The 17,264-nt window shown below is 73.6% G+C and carries 13 protein-coding genes; 2 read left to right on the top strand and 11 right to left on the bottom strand.

What is annotated here, in order from left to right; all coding sequences use genetic code 11:
* Positions 1-3 precede the first annotated feature (3 nt).
* Positions 4-624 carry a 4'-phosphopantetheinyl transferase superfamily protein gene (locus tag D4B81_RS07775; RefSeq protein WP_161965038.1) on the top strand — a complete coding sequence of 207 codons (621 nt, stop codon included), beginning with the start codon at positions 4-6 and terminating at the stop codon, positions 622-624.
* Positions 625-648: 24 nt separating this feature from the next.
* Here the strand turns inward: D4B81_RS07775 and D4B81_RS07770 are convergent, their stop codons facing one another.
* The 9 genes from D4B81_RS07770 to D4B81_RS07735 all read right to left on the bottom strand — a co-directional run bounded on the left by D4B81_RS07770 (position 649) and on the right by D4B81_RS07735 (position 14,229).
* Positions 649-1,947: a M1 family metallopeptidase gene (locus D4B81_RS07770; protein ID WP_122261840.1), complete on the bottom strand. Its 1,299-nt coding sequence runs from the start codon at positions 1,945-1,947 to the stop codon at positions 649-651.
* On the bottom strand, positions 1,944-5,798 hold the full coding sequence (locus D4B81_RS07765; RefSeq protein ID WP_237565884.1) for a Pls/PosA family non-ribosomal peptide synthetase: 3,855 nt from the start codon (positions 5,796-5,798) through the stop codon (positions 1,944-1,946). The genes D4B81_RS07770 and D4B81_RS07765 overlap by 4 nt, the downstream gene beginning before the upstream one ends.
* A gap of 176 nt (positions 5,799-5,974) precedes the next feature.
* On the bottom strand, positions 5,975-7,966 hold the full coding sequence (gene acs / locus D4B81_RS07760) for an acetate--CoA ligase (RefSeq protein WP_122261839.1): 1,992 nt from the start codon (positions 7,964-7,966) through the stop codon (positions 5,975-5,977).
* Between the two features lie 118 nt (positions 7,967-8,084).
* On the bottom strand, positions 8,085-9,728 hold the full coding sequence (locus D4B81_RS07755; protein ID WP_122261838.1) for a solute symporter family protein: 1,644 nt from the start codon (positions 9,726-9,728) through the stop codon (positions 8,085-8,087).
* The gene (locus tag D4B81_RS07750) at positions 9,725-10,060 is read right to left on the bottom strand and encodes a DUF485 domain-containing protein (protein ID WP_122261918.1); all 336 of its coding nucleotides are present in this window, start codon (positions 10,058-10,060) and stop codon (positions 9,725-9,727) included. The genes D4B81_RS07755 and D4B81_RS07750 overlap by 4 nt, the downstream gene beginning before the upstream one ends.
* Positions 10,061-10,260: 200 nt before the next feature.
* Complete coding sequence (locus D4B81_RS07745; protein WP_202613618.1) at positions 10,261-11,817, bottom strand: sodium/solute symporter; 1,557 nt, start codon at positions 11,815-11,817, stop codon at positions 10,261-10,263.
* Complete coding sequence (locus D4B81_RS18470) at positions 11,814-12,206, bottom strand: hypothetical protein (RefSeq protein ID WP_202613617.1); 393 nt, start codon at positions 12,204-12,206, stop codon at positions 11,814-11,816. The genes D4B81_RS07745 and D4B81_RS18470 overlap by 4 nt, the downstream gene beginning before the upstream one ends.
* A 7-nt stretch (positions 12,207-12,213) precedes the next feature.
* Positions 12,214-12,996, bottom strand: coding sequence for a LytR/AlgR family response regulator transcription factor (locus D4B81_RS07740; protein WP_122261836.1), 783 nt, complete (start codon positions 12,994-12,996; stop codon positions 12,214-12,216).
* A gap of 24 nt (positions 12,997-13,020) precedes the next feature.
* Positions 13,021-14,229 (bottom strand): sensor histidine kinase, encoded by a 1,209-nt coding sequence (locus D4B81_RS07735; RefSeq protein ID WP_202613616.1) that lies wholly within the window; start codon positions 14,227-14,229, stop codon positions 13,021-13,023.
* 36 nt (positions 14,230-14,265) lie between these two features.
* Between D4B81_RS07735 and D4B81_RS07730 the strand changes: the two genes are divergently transcribed.
* Positions 14,266-14,625, top strand: coding sequence for a carboxymuconolactone decarboxylase family protein (locus D4B81_RS07730; RefSeq protein WP_122261835.1), 360 nt, complete (start codon positions 14,266-14,268; stop codon positions 14,623-14,625).
* 14 nt (positions 14,626-14,639) lie between these two features.
* Here the strand turns inward: D4B81_RS07730 and D4B81_RS07725 are convergent, their stop codons facing one another.
* On the bottom strand, positions 14,640-16,685 hold the full coding sequence (locus D4B81_RS07725; protein ID WP_122261834.1) for an MDR family MFS transporter: 2,046 nt from the start codon (positions 16,683-16,685) through the stop codon (positions 14,640-14,642).
* Positions 16,682-17,116 carry a MarR family winged helix-turn-helix transcriptional regulator gene (locus D4B81_RS07720; RefSeq protein WP_122261833.1) on the bottom strand — a complete coding sequence of 145 codons (435 nt, stop codon included), beginning with the start codon at positions 17,114-17,116 and terminating at the stop codon, positions 16,682-16,684. The genes D4B81_RS07725 and D4B81_RS07720 overlap by 4 nt, the downstream gene beginning before the upstream one ends.
* Positions 17,117-17,264 lie beyond the last annotated feature (148 nt).

Genomic DNA, 17,264 nt, shown 5'->3' with positions numbered 1-17,264 from the left:
CCCGTGTCCGCCCCGCAGGAGACCCCGGCCGTCGCCTGGCACGACGGCGCGTCGGGGGACGAGCAGGTGGACACCCTGCTGCGCCGGCACGTCCTCGCCGTGCTGGGCCCGGGGGTCGTGACCGTCGGGCGGCTCTGCCCCGGCTGCGGCTCGGACCTGCACGGCCGACCGTGGGCCACGCACGCGCGGGACCGGCGGGCCGGGGTGGGCGCCGGCAACGGGTCGGGGACCGGGATACGGCATACCCGACCCCGCGAGGTGTGGGTCTCCCTCGCCAGGGCCGGGGGGTATGTCGTCACCGCGGTCTCCCTGCGCGGTCCGGTCGGCGTGGACGCCGAGGTGGTCCAGGACGTCGCGCACGGCTGGTCGGACGCGGTGGTCCTGGCGGACGGGGAGTCGGTGGACGGGTCGGCGGGCGCGTCGGCGGACGGGGAGGCAGACCCGGGGGCGGCGAGGGACGACAGGGCGCGGGCACGGTGCTGGGCCGCCAAGGAGGCTGTGCTCAAACGACGCGGGACCGGACTGGCGACCCCGATGACCCACGTGCGGCTCGCCGAGGAGTCGGGGCTGACCGACCTGCCCGCACCGCCCGGGCTCGTCGCGGTGCTCGCCGCGCCGCACTGATCCTCAGGGCCCCTCACGTCACGCTCAGGTCAGGTGTGGCAGGTCCCGCGAGTGCAGCCACGGCGCGAGCAGCGGTGCCAGGTCCCGGCCGGCGACGTCGGCGCAGTGCGCGACGAACTGCGCGGTGGTGACGCTCTCCCACCGGTGGCCGGCGACCCAGGAGCGCAGGATGGTGAAGAAGGTCGCGTCGCCCACCTCCCGGCGCAGGGCGTGGAGGGTGAGCGCGCCCCGCTTGTAGACCCAGTCGTCGAACATGTGCCGGACGGTGGGGTCCACGAGGGGGGCGGGCTGGTGGTGGCCCCCGGCCAGCAACCCGTGGTGGTGCCGGGCCCACGCGTCCGCGGTCCGTCTGCCCGACTCCTCCGACCACAGCCACTCGGCGTAGCAGGCGAACCCCTCGTGCAACCAGATGTCCCGCCAGGACGCGACGGTCACGGCGTTGCCGAACCACTGGTGCGCCATCTCGTGGGCGACGAGCCGCACGCTGTCCCAGTCGGCGGAGGCGAAGTTGCGCCCGAAGGTCGACAGCGCCGCCGACTCCAGGGGGATCTCGAGGTCGTCCGCGGTGATGACGCAGGTGTAGGAGTCGAACGGGTAGGGCCCGAACGCCTCGACGAAGTAGGCCATCATCGCCGGCTGCCGGCCGAAGGAGGCGGAGAAGCCGTTGCCCCTGATGCCGGGCGGCCCGACCACCCGTATGGGCACCACGGCCTTCTGGGTGCTCACCTGGTAGCGGCCGATCTGGACCGTCGCGAGGTAGGGCGCGATCGGCCGGTCCTGGCGGAAGCTCCAGGTCCGGGTGGCCCCGCCACGGCGGACGCTGACCGGCTCCCCGCTGAACTCGACGTGGTAGTCCGCGGAGGTGGTGAGGGTCAGCCGGTAGGTCGAGCGGGACGACGGCCGGTCGTTGCAGGGGAACCAGCTCGGGGCCCCGTGCGGCTGGGAGGCGACGATGACGCCGTCCTCCAGCTCCTCCCACCCGGCCGCGTCGAGTCCCCTCTTGGCGAGGGGGCGCGGGTTGCCCGAGTAGCGGATCCGCACGCTCAGCTCGGAACCCGGCTCGACGGGTTCGACGAGGGTGATGACCAGCTTGCCGTCGGCGACCCGGAACCGACGGGGCGGGCGGCCCCCCACGCTGACCTTGTCGGCGCGCAGCCGCAGGTCCAGCCGCAGCTCGGTGAGGCGTGCCACCGCGCGGCAGCGCAGCACGGCCTCGCCCTCGAGGCGGTTGCTCACCACCGAGTAGTCGAGGGTGAGGTCGTGGTGGAGCACGTCGTAGCTGAGGTCCCCGTGCCCGGGCACGTAGGGGTCGGCACCCTTCACCGGCGCTCCTTCGTCGTGGTCGGGTCGTCGTCCCAGGGCCCGATCGGGTTGCCGAGCCACCGCGTCTGGGAGGGCACCGACTCGCCGCGCATGACGAGCGAGACCGGTCCCACCGTGGCGTGCCGGCCGATCGTCGCGGCCGGCAGGATGACGCTGTTGGGTCCCAGGGTCGCACCCAGCTGCAGGGTGACGGTGTCCATGCTCAGCACCCGGTCGTGGAACAGGTGGGTCTGCACCACGCACCCGTGGTTGACCGTGGACCCGTCGCGCAGCTCGACGAGGTCGGTCTCGGGCAGCCAGTAGCTGTCGCACCACACCCCGCGCCCGATCTTCGCCCCGAGCATCCGCAGCCAGACGTTGAGCACGACGGTGCCCTGGGTGACCGAGGCGAACCACGGCGCGGCGAGCACCTCGGTGAAGGTGTCGGCCAGCTCGTTGCGCCACACGAACCCGGACCACAGCGGGTGGTCCCCGGACGTGTGCCGCCCCACGAGCGCCCACTTGGCCGCCCAGGTCAGCAGGGCGGCGACCACCCCGGCCAGGATCAGCACCACGCCGCCGAGGGCGAGGCCCACGAGGACGTGCACGCGCAGCAGCGCGAGCAGGGCGACCGCGACCCCGAGGTGGAGCAGCACCGTGAGCAGCAGGGGGACGAGGCGGCCGGTCTCCAGCAGCCCCCGGTAGACCTTGAGCCGGGTCGGCGGGTCGTAGGTCCGGCCCGGGTCGACCGTGCTGGCCGCCCGCCGCAGCCGGGTCGGCGGGCTGCCGAGCCAGGAGGTGCCGGCCCTGACCTTCTTGCGGCGCGGGGCGGCCGAGAGGACGGCGACGAGCGACTCCTTGGGGACCTTGCGGCCGGCGGAGACCATCCCGGAGTTGCCGACGAACGCGCGCTTGCCGACCTTGACCCGCTCGACCCGCATCCAGCCCCGGGACAGCTCGTAGCAGCCGATGAGGGTGTCGTCGGCGAGGAAGGCGTGGTCGTTGACGTGCGCCAGCCGCGGGATGAGCAGCACCGTCGAGGCCTCGACGCCGCGGCCGACCCGGGCGCCCAGGAGGCGGAGCCAGACGGGCGTGAACGCGGCGGAGTAGAGGGGGAAGAGCCAGGTGCGGGCCTCGTCGAGGACCCGGACCGTGGTCCACACGGCCAGGCCCCTGGCCGAGCGGGTCGGGTGGTGGCCCGGGGTCACCCACAGGGAGCAGACCCGGACCAGCACCAGGACGAGCGCGGCGAGCACGACATACCCGAAGAGGGCGGCGAGCGGCAGCCACGCCCAGCCGAGGCGCACCACGAGCGCCCCGCCGGCGAGGACCGCGAGCACGGGGAGCGCGGCGACGAGGAGGGCGGAGACGGCATACCCGATCCACCAGAGCCGCCCGGGTGGCGGCTCCTCCTCGGTCCAGGCGCTGCGGGCCCCGTCGGAGCTGCGCTCGGCGGGCGAGCCCGACCAGTACTCACCCGGCGGGACCCGCCCGAGCACCAGGGAGCCGGGTGCGACCTCGGCCCCGGGTGCGACCTCGGCCCCGGGACCGAGCATGCTGCGCGCGCCGACACGGGCCTGCTCGCCCACGCGGACCCGGCCCACGTGCAGCCGGTCGCCGTCGATCCAGAACCCACCGAGGTCGACCTCGGGCTCGACCGCGGACCGCCGACCGAGGGTGAGCAGGCCGGTGACCGGTGGGAGCGCGTGCAGGTCGGCACCGGGGGCGATGTCGGCGCCGAGGCTGCGGGCGTAGCGCTGCAGCCAGGGCGCGCCGGCGGTCGACACCGCTGCGAGCTCGTCCTGGATCCGGGAGGCCAGCCACAGGCGCAGGTGAACCCGGCCGCCCCGCGGGTAGGTGCCGGGGCCCACACCGCGCAGCACGACGCGGACGAGGAGGGCGGCCAGGCCCATCCGGACCGGCGGGACGAGGAAGAGGACGGCGGTGAGCAGCGCGACGGACCCCGGGACGTCCACCGCCCAGCCGAACCCGGGTCGCCCGTGCAGCAGCGCGGAGGCGAGCAGCAGCCACGCCACCCACCGGCCCGCCGCCAGCGTGCGCAGCGGCAGCAGCGCCAGCACCTGGCCGACCTGCGTCCGCGGCCGGATGGGGGCGACCGTGCGGTCCAGCCGGGCCGGGCCGCCACCGAGCTGCTCGAGGACCACCGCGAGCGCGCCGACCCGCGGGTTGGCGTAGAGGTCCCCGACGGCGACCTCCGGGAAGCGCTCGCGGAGCCGGCCCACGGCCTGCGCCGCCGTCAGCGAGCCACCGCCGAGGTCGAAGAAGTCGTCCTTGGGCGAGGTGACGTCGGCGCCCAGGACGTCGTGCCAGATCTCCCCGACCCAGCTCTGCAGCGGCGTCAGGCCGGAGGGCGCGGCGGTACGGGTGGAGGGCAACGGCCAGGGCAGGGCGTCGCGGTCGATCTTGCCCGACGTGCGGGTGGGCAGGTCCTCGACGACGGCCAGCCGGGGGACGAGAGCGGCCGGCATGCGCTCGCGCAGGAGGGTCAGGGCCGTGTCGGCGTCGTAGGTGGCGTCCACCGCGAGGTAGCCGACGAGCAGCTGGTTGCCCGAGGCGGTGCGGCGCACGGCCGCGGCGGCTCCGGCGACCCCGGGCAGCCGGAGCAGCTGCCCGTCGATCTCCCCGAGCTCGATCCGGCGGCCACCCAGCTTGATCTGGTCGTCGGCCCGCCCGGCGAAGAGCAGCCCCGCCGGGTCGTTGACGACGACGTCCCCCGAGCGATAGGCGCGGTCCCACCCCAGCGTCGGCATCGGGGCGTACATCTCGGCGTCCTTGGCCGGGTCGAGGTAGCGGGCCAGCCCGACGCCGCCGATGATCAGCTGACCGGAGGCCCCCTCGGGCACCGGCCGACCGTGCTCGTCCACGACGGCCAGGTCCCAGCCGTCCAGCGGCAGCCCGATCCGGACCGGGTCGGTGCCGTCCAGGACCGCGGCGCAGGCGACGACGGTGGCCTCCGTCGGGCCGTAGGTGTTCCACACCTCGCGGCCGGGTGCCTGCAGCCGGGCCGCGAGCTCCGGCGGGCAGGCCTCCCCGCCCAGGATCAGCAGCCGCACCTGCTCAAGGCTGGCCGGCGGCCAGAGGGCCACCAGCGTCGGCACCGTGGAGACGACGGTGATGTCGTTGGCGACCAGCCACGGCCCGACGTCGACCCCGGCGCGCACGAGCGACCGCGGTGCCGGGACGAGGCAGGCGCCGTGCGCCCACGCCAGCCACATCTCCTCGCAGCTGGCGTCGAAGGCGACCGACAGCCCGGCCATCACCCGGTCCCCCGGTCCGATCGGCTCGCCGTCGGCGAGGAAGAGCCGCGACTCGGCGTCGACGAAGGCGGCGGCGCTGCGGTGGCTGACGGCCACGCCCTTGGGGGTGCCCGTGGAGCCGGAGGTGAAGATCACCCAGGCGTCGTCGTCCACCGTGGGCCCCTCGCCCGGGGTCCCCGTCGGAGCACCGGGGCGGGGGCTGAGAGCCAGGTCGTTGCCCACCACCGCGGCCACCTGCGACTCGGCGAAGACGACGCGTGCCCGCTCGTCGGGGTCGTCGGCGTCGACGGGGACGTAGGCCGCGCCGGCGTAGAGGACGCCGAGGATGGCGGCGTAGAGGTCGGTGGTGCCCGACCTGACCCGGACCCCGACGCGCGCGCCGCGCCCGATGCCGTGCTCGGCCAGCCGCGCGGCGAGCTGACCCGCGACGGCGTCGAGCTCGGCGTAGGTCAGCGTCCGGACCCCGCTGTCGACCGCGAGGGCGTCGGGCGTCTCCTGCACGCTGCGCCCGATGACGTCCACGAGCGTCCGTCGCGCTGCCGCCCGGTCGCCGGCGAGCAGCGACGCCGGGACGGGGTGCACGGGCCGGGTCACGAGCAGAGTCTGGCGCACCCGCCCGGCCGCCGCCTCAACGCCCACCCCCCACCCCCGATCGCCGCCCCACCCGCCACCCCCGATCGACCCCCACCCCCGCACTCACAGGCACGAACCCCCTGTCCCGGGCTGATGCATGCACCTGCCCGCAGGATTCGTGCCTGTGAGTCGGGGGTCTACTCGCTGGGCTGCTTGAGACCCTCGCTGATCATGTTCATCACCGAGGAGTCGGCGAGCGTGGTGACGTCGCCGATCTCACGGTTCTCGGCGACGTCCTTGAGGAGCCGACGCATGATCTTGCCCGAGCGGGTCTTCGGCAGCTCGGCCACGATCATGATCTGCCGCGGCTTGGCGATCGGGCCGATCTCCTTGGCGACGTGGTTGCGCAGCTCGGCCACCAGGTCACCGCCCTCGCCCTGCTCGTCGGCCTCGGCCACCGCCTCCTGGCGCAGGATCACGAAGGCGCAGATCGCCTGGCCGGTCGTCTCGTCGGCGGCCCCGACCACCGCCGCCTCGGCGACCTTGGGGTGGGAGACCAGCGCCGACTCGATCTCGGCCGTCGAGAGCCGGTGGCCGGAGACGTTCATGACGTCGTCCACGCGGCCGAGGACCCAGATGTTGCCGTCCTCGTCCAGCTTGGCGCCGTCCCCGGCGAAGTACATGCCCTCGAACCGGCTCCAGTAGGTCTCCTGGTAGCGCGCCGGGTCGCCCCAGATGCCGCGCAGCATCGCCGGCCAGGGCTCGGTGATGACCAGGTAGCCCCCGGAGCCCTTCTCCACCGGCTGCCCGAGGTCGTCGACCACCCGGGCGTCGATGCCCGGGATCGGGTGCTGCGCCGAGCCGGGGCGGGTCGGCGTGACTCCCGGGACCGGGCTGATCATGATCGCGCCCGTCTCGGTCTGCCACCAGGTGTCGACGATGGGGCAGCGGTCGCCGCCGATGACCTCGCGGTACCACATCCACGCCTCGGGGTTGATCGGTTCACCGACCGACCCCAGCACCCGCAGGCTCGACATGTCGTACCTGTCGGGGATCTCGCGGCCCCACTTCATGAACGTCCGGATCGCCGTGGGGGCGGTGTAGAGGATCGAGACCTTCTTGTCCTGGACGATCTCCCAGAACCGGCCCTGGTGCGGGGTGTCCGGGGTGCCCTCGTACATCACCTGCGTCGCGCCCAGCGTCATCGGGCCGTAGACGATGTAGGAGTGCCCGGTGACCCACCCGATGTCGGCGGTGCACCAGTAGACGTCGGACTCCGGGTGCACGTCGTGGACGACGTGGTTGGTGTAGGCCGTCTGCACGAGGTAGCCGCCGGTGGCGTGGAAGATGCCCTTCGGCTTCCCGGTCGTGCCGGACGTGTAGAGGATGAACAGCGGGTGCTCGGCGTCGAAGGCCTGCGCCTCGTGGGTGCCGTCGGCCGCCTCCAGCGCCTCGTGCCACCACACGTCGCGGGCCTCGTCCCACTCGACGTCCTGCCCCGTGCGCTGCACGACGAGCACCTTCTGCACCGGCGACTCCCCGACGGCGAGCGCGGCGTCGACGGCCGGCTTGAGCGCGGACGGCTTCCCGCGGCGGTAGCCGCCGTCGGCCGTGATGACGACCTTGGCGCCGGCGTCGTCGATCCGGCTGTGCAGCGCCTCCGCGGAGAACCCGCCGAAGACGACCGAGTGCGGGGCGCCCAGGCGGGCGCACGCCAGCATCGCGACGGCGGCCTCGGGGATCATCGGCAGGTAGATCGCGACGGTGTCGCCCTCCCCGACGCCCAGGTCGGCGAGCGCGTTGGCGGCCCTCTGCACCATGCCGTGCAGCTCGGAGTAGGTGATGTCGCGGGTCTCGCCCTCGGGCTCACCCACCCAGTGGATCGCGACGCGGTCCCCGTTCCCCTCCTCCACGTGCCGGTCCACCGCGTTGACGCACGCGTTGAGCCGCCCGCCGACGAACCACTTCGCGAACGGTGCCTCGCTCCAGTCGAGCACCTGCTCGAAGTCGGTCTCCCACCGCACGTACCTCCGGGCCTGCTCGGCCCAGAACCCCTCGCGGTCCTCGGCGGCGCGGTCGAACAGCTCCGCGGTGCCGTTGGCCTGGGCGGCGAACGCCTCGCTCGGCGGGAAGGTGCGCTCCTCGTGGAGCAGGTTGGACAGTCCCTCGGACGTGGCCTCGGTGGTCATGGGTGCCTCCTAGCGTCGTTGCCTTCGGTCGGGTCGAGTATGCCGCGCCCGCACGGCTCGGGCTCGGCGGGGCCGGGAGAGGCAAGGCCTCCCGACCCCGCCGGGTCGTGCCCGCGGATCAGTGGTCCACGGCCTCGGCGACGCCGTGGCCGGTCAGGCTGCGGACCTCGACCTCGGCCCACTTCTGCTCGTTGTGCTCCGAGCTGGTCACCGTGCCCAGCCAGCCCAGGAAGAAGGCCAGCGGGATGGAGACGATGCCCGGGTTGGCGAGCGGGAAGATCGCGAAGTCGACCGCCTGGTTGGTGATCATCGACGTCTCCGAGCCGGACACGACCGGGGAGAAGGTGATCAGCAGGAGCGAGGAGGCCAGCCCGCCGTAGATGCTCCACAGCGCGCCGCGGGTGTTGAACCGCCCCCAGAACAGGCTGTAGAGGATGGTCGGGAGGTTGGCGCTCGCCGCGACGGCGAAGGCCAGCGCCACGAGGAAGGCGATGTTCTGGCCGTAGGCGAGGATGCCGCCCACGATCGCGACGACGCCGATGGCGACGGCCGCCCAGCGGGCGACGCGCACCTCCTCCTCCGGGGTGGCCTGGCCCTTGCGGAAGACGTAGTTGTAGAGGTCGTGGGCGAAGGTCGCCGAGCTGGCGATCGTCAGGCCCGCGACGACGGCCAGGATGGTGGCGAAGGCGATGCCCGAGACCACGCCCAGCAGCACCGACCCGCCCAGCTCGAAGGCGAGCAGCGGGGCCGCCGAGTTGGCCTTGCCCGGTGCCGCGTTGATCGCGTCCGGCCCGACCAGGGCGGCCGCGCCGTAGCCGACGACCAGGGTCAGCAGGTAGAAGCCGCCGATGAGCCAGATCGCCCACTCGACCGACTTGCGGGCCTGGACCGAGGTCGGCACCGTGTAGAAGCGGATGAGCACGTGCGGCAGGCCCGCGGTCCCCAGCACCAGCGCCATGGACAGGCTGATGAAGTCGATCTTGGACAGCTCCGACAGCCCGTACTTCAGACCCGGGTCGAGCAGCGCGGGCCCCGCCTCCGGCGAGTTGTCGACGGCGCCCTGGAGCAGGGCGGAGAGGTTGAAGCCGTACTTGCCGAGCACCCAGACGGTGATGATCGCGGTCGCCGAGATGAGCAGGACCGCCTTGATCATCTGCACCCAGGTGGTGCCCTTCATGCCGCCGATGAGGACGTAGCCGATCATCACGGCGCCGACCACGGCGATGACGACGTACTGCGCCCACAGCGAGTTCAGCCCGAGCAGGAGCGCGACGAGCCCGCCCGCACCGGCCATCTGCGCCAGCAGGTAGAAGAAGGAGACCGCGAGCGAGGAGGTCGCGGCGGCGATGCGCACCGGCCGCTGCTGCAGCCGGTAGGAGAGCACGTCGGCGAGGGTGAACCGGCCGGTGTTGCGCATCAGCTCGGCGGTGAGCAGGAGCGCCACCAGCCAGGCGACGAGGAACCCGATCGAGTACATGAAGCCGTCGTAGCCCTGCAGCGCGATGGCGCCGGCGATCCCGAGGAAGGAGGCGGCCGAGAGGTAGTCGCCGGCGATGGCGAGACCGTTCTGTCGGCCGGAGAAGGAGGCACCCCCGGTGTAGTACTGCGCGGCGGTCTTCTGTCCCCCGGCGACCCGGATGACGATCGTCAGCGTGACGATGACGAAGCCGGCGAAGACCGCGATGTTGAGCAGCGGGCTGCCCACCTGGGTGTCCGCGGCCGCGGCCGGCAGGACGGCGGTCACGGCGTGCACGAGGCTCATCGGCCCGCACCTCCCAGCTGCTCCATGCGCTGGCCCAGGGCCTCGGCGCGGGGGTCGAACTCACGGTTGGCCCAGCGGGCGTAGACGAAGGTGATGACGAACGTCGTCACGAACTGGAGCAGGCCGAAGATCAGGCCGATGTTGATGTTGCCCCACACCTTGGTGGACATGAACCCCGGGGCGTAGGTGGCCGCGAGGACGTAGAGGAAGTACCAGGTGAGGAAGAACGCGGTCATCGGGAAGACGAACCCGCGGAACCGGCGGCGCAGGTCCTGGAACTCCTCGGTGCGCTGCAGCTGGACGTAGGGGTCGACGCCGTGCCCGGCGTCGATCTCGTCCCGGCTGTCATGCCGTTGGTCGGTCACGTGCGGACCTCCGATTGTCGAGAGAGGGGGCCGGCGGCGGCTGCCTCCGGCGTGCGTCCCCACTGTGCGACCGGGGGGCGCGCACCGGGAAGAGGTCGGGGCGTGACCGGCGCCGGGCGGTTGGCGCCTGCGACGAGCGGTCGCCCGGCCCGGTCGAGCGGCGACGGTCAGGCGGGCGGCCCGGGTCTGCCGCGGGTGACCGGCTGCGTCGACGCGGTGGTGATCTCCTCGGGCGTGTGCAGGCGCACCAGGGTGCGCCGCGCGCTCGCCGGTATGCCGCGCGGCGTGGCGCGCGAGACCGTCACCATCACCAGCGCCGCCAGGGGGACCGTCCAGGCGGCCGGCTGGGCCAGGAGCGCCGCCGGCCACCCGGTGGGCGCGTCGGCGAGCACCGTCACCGAGACCGCGCCGACGGCCAGCACCGCCCCGGTCACCAGGCCGGCGGCCGCGCCCTGGACGGACAGGCCCGGCCACCACACGCCCAGCGCCAGCAGCGGGAAGAAGGTCGAGGCCGCGACGATGAACGCCAGGCTCACGAGCGTCGCCAGGGGGACCTCCGGGAAGACCCGGGAGACGGCATACGGGACGACGACGGCGAGCACGGCGGAGACGCGGAAGCCGGTGACCTCGGAGTGGTCACCACGGGTGATCCGCGCCATCGCCGGGCGGACGAGGTCCTGGTTGAGCACCCCGGTCACGGCGACGGTCAGCCCCGAGGAGGTGGACAGGAACGCCGCGAAGGCGCCGCCCGCGAGCGCCGCCGTCAGCACCTCCGACCCGAGGCCGGGGAGCACCTCGGCCGGCAGCCGCAGCACGATGGTGTCGGCCCGCTGGCCCTCGCCGAGCACCGGAAGGTAGGCGCGGCCGAGGACGCCGTAGACGATGGTCACGACGTAGAAGAGACCGAGCAGGACGAGCACCCGCACGGTCGTGCGGCGCGCCGCCGAGCCGTCGGGGTTGGTGTAGTAGCGGACCACGACGTGCGGCAGCCCGGTGGTGCCCAGGGCGAGCGCCACGATGAGGGAGAAGGTGCGGTAGAGGTGGTGCTCGTCCGGGGAGCGCCCGGTGAGCGGCAGCGCCCACGCGTCCGAGACCTCCGGCGCCGGCCCGCCCGTCACCCACCACGCGGCGAGGATCATCCCGGCCGGGACGGCGAGCGCGGTGAGCTTGAGCCAGTACTGCACCGCCTGGACGAGGGTGATCGAGCGCATCCCGCCCGCCGCCACCGCCAGCATCACGACGACCATGACGATGAACGCCCCGACCCAGCCCGACGCCCCGGTGAGCAGCCCGAGGGTGAAGCTGGCGCCCTGGAACTGCGGCACGAGGTAGAACCAGCCGATGAGCACGACGAGCGCGGAGGACAGGTGGCGCACGAAGCGCGACTCCAGCCGCGCCTCGGCGAAGTCTGGCAGCGTGTAGGCGCCCGAGCGCCGCAGCGGCGCGGCGACGAGGACCAGCAGCACGAGGTAGCCGACGGTGTAGCCGATGGGGTACCACAGCGCGTCCACGCCCTGGTCGTAGATCAGCCCGGCCACCCCGAGGAAGCTGGCGGCGGAGAGGTACTCCCCGCCGATCGCCGCCGCGTTGCGCGCCGGGGTGACGCTGCGCCCGGCGACGTAGAAGTCGGAGGTGCGCCGCGCCAGGCGCAGGGCGAAGACGCTCAGCCCGAGGGTGATGAGGCAGACCAGCGTGACCGCGCCCCCTGAGAGGGTCGCGCTCACCGTTCCGACGTCCCGCCGACGACGTCCGCGAAGCGCCGCTCCGTCCGCTCGCTGCGCCGGGTGTAGAAGATCGCCGCCGCCACGACGGCGGGGTAGATGAGGACGCCGAGGAGCAGCCACGGGACCGGGACCCATCCCAGGCGCAGCTCGCGGGTCTCCGGGACCAGCGCGAAGAGCAGCGGCAGGCCGAGCAGGATCGCCGCCCCGCTGCCCACGATCGCCAGCGCGAGCCGCAGCTGCGCGCGCAGCAGCCCGCCGAGGTAGAGCTCGCCCACCTCGGTCTGCTCCACCAGGGCGGTCGCCATCGGGCGCCGCCGGGCCGCCGCCGCCCCGCGACGTGACGCGGTGACACGGACGCGCTGGGTATGCCGTGGGGCCGGCTCGGTCATGACCGTCTCAGTCGCCCAGCACCCGCTGCCGCACCTCGCGGGCGTGCCGCCGGGCCACCGGCAGCTCGGGACCGTCGGGGGCGAGGACCAGGCTGAGCTTGCCCTGGCCCTGCCGGACCTCGCCGACGTGCGCCAGCGCGACGAGGGTGGAGCGGTGGATGCGGACGAACCCGGCGTCGGCCCAGCGCTCCTCCAGGGTGGACAGCGGCACCCGGACCAGGTGCGAGCCGGTGGCGGTGAACAGCCGGGCGTAGTCGCCCTGGGCCAGGACGTACCGGATGGCGGAGCGCTGCACGAACCGGGTCACGCCACCGAGCTCGACGGCGATCCGTTCGTCCGGGGCCTCCCCCGTCGTCTGCTGCTCCGCCGTCCCCGCCCCCGCCGGCCCGGCGCCCGCGCTGTCGACCGCGGCCTCGGACGGGCGGCCGCGCGGCATACCGTCCAGGACTCGGTCGACCACGCGGGCGAGGCGCGCCTGCGAGACCGGCTTCATGACGTAGTCCGTGGCCTGCACCGCGAACGCGTCCACCGCGTGCTCCTCGTGGGCGGTGACGAAGACCACCTGCGGGCGGGCGGCGAACCGGGCGATGACGCGGGCGAGCTCCATGCCGTCCAGGCCGGGCATCGAGATGTCGGAGAAGACGACGTCGACGTCCCCCGCCTCGAGGGCGCGCAGGGCGTCGGTGCCGGAGGAGACGGGCAGCACCGTGTCGAACCGCCCGTCCTGCTCCAGCAGCCAGGTCAGCTCGGAGAGGGCGGGCGGCTCGTCGTCGACGACGAGGGCGCGCATGGGGCCATCGTAGGAGCCACCGGCTCAGGACGCGTGGACGCCGGGCGCGTACTTGGGGACCCGGAAGACGACCTTGGTCCCCAGTCCCGGGGCGGTCTCGACGACGAGGCCGTGGTCGTCGCCGTAGACCTGACGGAGCCGGGCGTCGACGTTGCCCAGCCCCACCGAGGTCGAGTCGCCGTCGGCGTCCAGCCCGCCGTCGAGGGCGCGCTGGACCAGGTCGGGGTCGGTGCCCACCCCGTCGTCCTCCACGGTGATCTCGGCGAGGTCGCCCAGGTCGGTGGCCGTGATCGAGACCGTGCCCGCCCCGACCTTGCCCGCGAGGCCGTGCCGGACGGCGTTCTCGACGAGCGGCTGGACGGCGAGGTAGGGCACGGCCACCGGGAGCACCTCCGGGGCGACGAGGAGGTTGACCTGCAGCCGCTCGCCGAACCGCGCCTGCTCCAGGACCAGGTAGCGCTCCACGTTGCGCAGCTCGTCGGCCAGCGTCGTGAACGCGCCGCCGCGTCGCAGCGCGTAGCGGGTGAAGTCGGCGAACTCCAGCAGCAGCTCGCGCGCCCGGTCCGGGTCGGTCCGCACGAAGCTGGCGATCGCCGCCAGGGAGTTGTAGATGAAGTGCGGGCTGATCTGGGCCCTGAGGCTGCGCAGCTCGGCCTCCATGGCCCGGGTCCGCTCCCGGTCGAGCTCGCCGAGCTCCAGCTGGCCACCGACCCAGGTGGCCAGCTGCTCGGTCGCGCGGGCCAGACCCGCGGAGGGCCGGTCGGCGTAGGCGGCGAGCGCGCCGACCACCCGGTCCTCGACGACGAGCGGCGCGACGACGCCCGCGCGGACGTCGCAGTCGGGCTTGTCGCACGGCAGGTCGGCGCGGGTGACCACGGCGACGTCGCCGGTGGCCAGGACCCGCCGGGCGTGGTCGAGCACCTGCGTGCGGTGGTGGTCGCCGCGACCGGCCCAGACGAGCACCTCCTGGGTGTCGACGAAGGCGATCGCGGTCGCCCCGAGCATCAGCCTCAGGTGCCGGGCGGCCTTGGTCGTGGTCTCGGTGGTGAAGCCGGTCCGCAGGTGGCGCCCGGCCTGGCTGCCCAGTCGCAGGGTCTCGTAGGTGAGCCGGTCGGCCTCGGAGAGGAACCCCCTGCGCAGCCGACGGCGCCGCAGCCACAGCACTGCGTGGACGAGCAGGACCCCCGCGACGACGACGATCGCCGTGGGAAGGTGGAGGGCGACGTCCTGCATGGACGCACACTAGGCCCACCACGAAGGAGCGGTTCCGTGTCCTACGGCAAGCAGACCCTCGACGACCTCCGCAGCCCCGCGCGCGAGCTGCGCTCACGCATCCCCGAGGTCTACGCCGGCTACGCCGCCACCCACAAGGCCGCCCTGGCCGCTGGCGAGCTGGACGTGGCGACGAAGGAGCTGATCGCCCTCGCGATCGGGGTGAGCAAGCAGTGCGACGGGTGCATCGCCAGCCACGCCCGCGGCGCCGCCCGGGCCGGCGCGACCGAGCAGCAGGTCGCGGAGGCGCTCGGCGTCGCCATCCTCATGAACGGCGGCCCGTCGACGGTCTACGGCCCCCGGGCCATGGAGGCGTTCCTCGAGTTCTCCGAGGGGCCGGCCACGGCCACCGGCTGAGCCGGGCGGGCTCGTCAGCGGTCGAGACGGGCGACGTCCACCAGGAGCGCGGTCGAGAGCTCGGTCGCGGCCTGACGCACCTTGGCGACGTCGACGGCGGCGTGCCGCTGGGCCACCGTCGGCTCGATCTGCGACAGCACCTCCTCGGGGCGGCGCTCGGCCGCCAGCACGGCGAGGTCGCGTCGCAGGGCCTCGCTGAGCATCCCGCCCTCGGTGCCGGCCCGGCGGCCCAGCTCCACGGCATACCGCTCGGCGGCGGCCGACTCCTGCGGGTCGTCGCTGGTGAGCACGAGCGCTGCCCGCTCGAGGATCTGGCGCCCGCGCTGCAGGTCGCCGTCCCCGAGCTCGGTGACGGCCCGGACGAGCAGCGGCCGGTCGGGGCGACCGGCCGACCTCGCCAGCATCCCCAGCTGGAGGCCGAGGACCCGCTCGCGCGTGCGTGCGCCGACGTCGCCCGACCGCAGCCCGGGGACGTAGTCGCTCGAGGGCGCGCTGTGCGCCATGGTGTCGAGGTACTCGCGCTGGGCCTCGTCGGGGGTGTGCACGGTGTCGCGCAGCGGGATGGCGCGGATCATCAGCGTCGCCAGGAAGACCGCGACCATGATGGGCAGCCCCAGCGAGAAGGTGTCCTGCAGCCGGTCGGCGAGACCGCTGCGGATCGCCTGCAGCGCCTCCGGCGGCAGCCCGGCGGTCTGCGCGGGGTCGAGCGCGGCCGCGGCGTCGAGCTCGCCCAGCCCGCCGGCGCGGCCCGCCAGCTCCGGCGGCAGGTGACCGGCGATGGCGCCGGCCAGGCCGGACGTCATGACGGCCCCGAAGACCGCGATGCCCACGGTGTTGCCGACGTTGCGGAAGAACTGCAGCGACGCGGTGGCGACCCCGAGGTCGGCGCGCGGCACGGCGTTCTGCACGACGAGCGTGTACTGCTGCATCGCCAGGCCCAGACCGGTGCCCATCACCGCGATCGCCGCCGTCAGCTCCCACTCGGAGGAGTCCACGCCGAGCCGGGTCAGCATCCACAGGCCCACCCCGAGGACGACGGTGCCGAGCAGCATCAGCTCCTTGTAGCGCCCGGTGCGCGTCACCAGGTAGCCCGAGACGATGCCGACGACGATCAGCCCCAGCATCATCGGCATGAGGATCAGCCCGGACTCGGTCGCGCCGACGCCGAGCACGCCCTGGGCGAAGACCGGCACGTAGATGATGGCGCCGAACATCACCATCGCCAGGCCGAACGAGGCGACGTTGGCCCAGGAGAAGATGCCGTTGCGGAACAGGCTGAGCGGGAGCAGGGGGTTCTCCGCCCGCAGCTCGACCGCGACGAAGAGCCCGAGCAGCACCACCCCCGCGGCGTAGAGGCCCAGGATCACGCCGGACCCCCAGGGGTAGGTGGTGCCTCCCCACGAGGTGGCGAGGAGGATCCCGACGAGCGCCGGGGTGAGGGTGAGGATCCCGAGCGCGTCGACGCGCCCGGGCTGCGGCGTGTGGTCGAGGCGCAGGAAGCGGGCGATGACGAAGACGGCCACGACGCCGAGGGGCAGCACGGCGAAGAAGAGCCACCGCCACCCGAAGGCGTCGGTGATGAGCCCCCCGGCGATCGGTCCGGCGACCGACGTCACGCCGAAGACGGCACCCATGAGGCCCTGGTACTTGCCCCGCTGCCGGGGCGGGATGATGTCGCCGATGATGGTCTGCGACAACGGCATCAGGGTGCCCATGCCCAGCCCCTGGACGGCGCGGCCCGCGACGAGCGTCCAGAAGTCCGGTGCGAGCCCGGAGATCACCGAGCCGACCATGAAGACGACCAGCCCGCCGAGGTAGAACTCGCGCCGGCCGAACATGTCGGAGAGCTTGCCCACGATGGGCACGACGATCGCCGAGACGAGCATCGCGGCGGTCGCGACCCAGCTGTAGTGGTCGATCCCGCCGAGCTCGGCGACGATGCGCGGCATCGCGGGGCCCACGATCGTCTGGCTGATCGAGGCGACGAACATGCCGAGCATGAGGCCGGCGAAGACCCGGCGCTCCGCCGGGCTGAGGGAGTATGCCGCAGGCTGGCTCATCGGGCGGACCTCCGGTCCTCGAGGGTGTCGGTGAGCCGGGACAGCAGGCGCGCCAGCTCGGCGCGGTCGGCGTCGTCCCACCGCTGCAGGGCGTCGGTGACGAGAGCGACGCGCCGGGCGCGCTCCTGCTCGACCGCGCTCCGGCCGGCTGCGGTGAGCGTGAGGAGGAAGGCCCGCCGGTCGGCCGGGTCCGGCTCGCGCTCGATGAGACCCCGGTCGGCCAGCGACGCCAGTCGCCGGCTCATCGTCGAGGGGTCCAGACCCTCGGAGCGGGCCAGGTCGCGGGAGCGCACGGCATCCCCCTCGCCGCGCGCCAGCGGCAGCCGGATGAGGACCGCGAAGTCGCTGCGCGAGAGGTCCTCCCCCTGGGCGTCGTTGAGCAGTCGTCCCATCGAGGCGAAGGCGCGCGCCAGCTCTTCAGAAAGTTGCATGATGCATACATCATACCTTCCCGTGAAGGGTAAAGACTTGGTCAGTTTCCGTCCGGCGCCCTTGTCCCGCCGCAGGCTGCGGTCCACGATGACCAGCAGAGGGTCGAAGGACGCGCTCGGGGGTTCCGGCGCACTCACAGCCGGGGGG

The organism is Ornithinimicrobium cerasi, assembly GCF_003702705.1.
Classification (GTDB): domain Bacteria; phylum Actinomycetota; class Actinomycetes; order Actinomycetales; family Dermatophilaceae; genus Ornithinicoccus; species Ornithinicoccus cerasi.
Note: the sequence above shows the minus strand (reverse complement) of the source record. Positions and strands in the feature narration are given on the sequence as shown.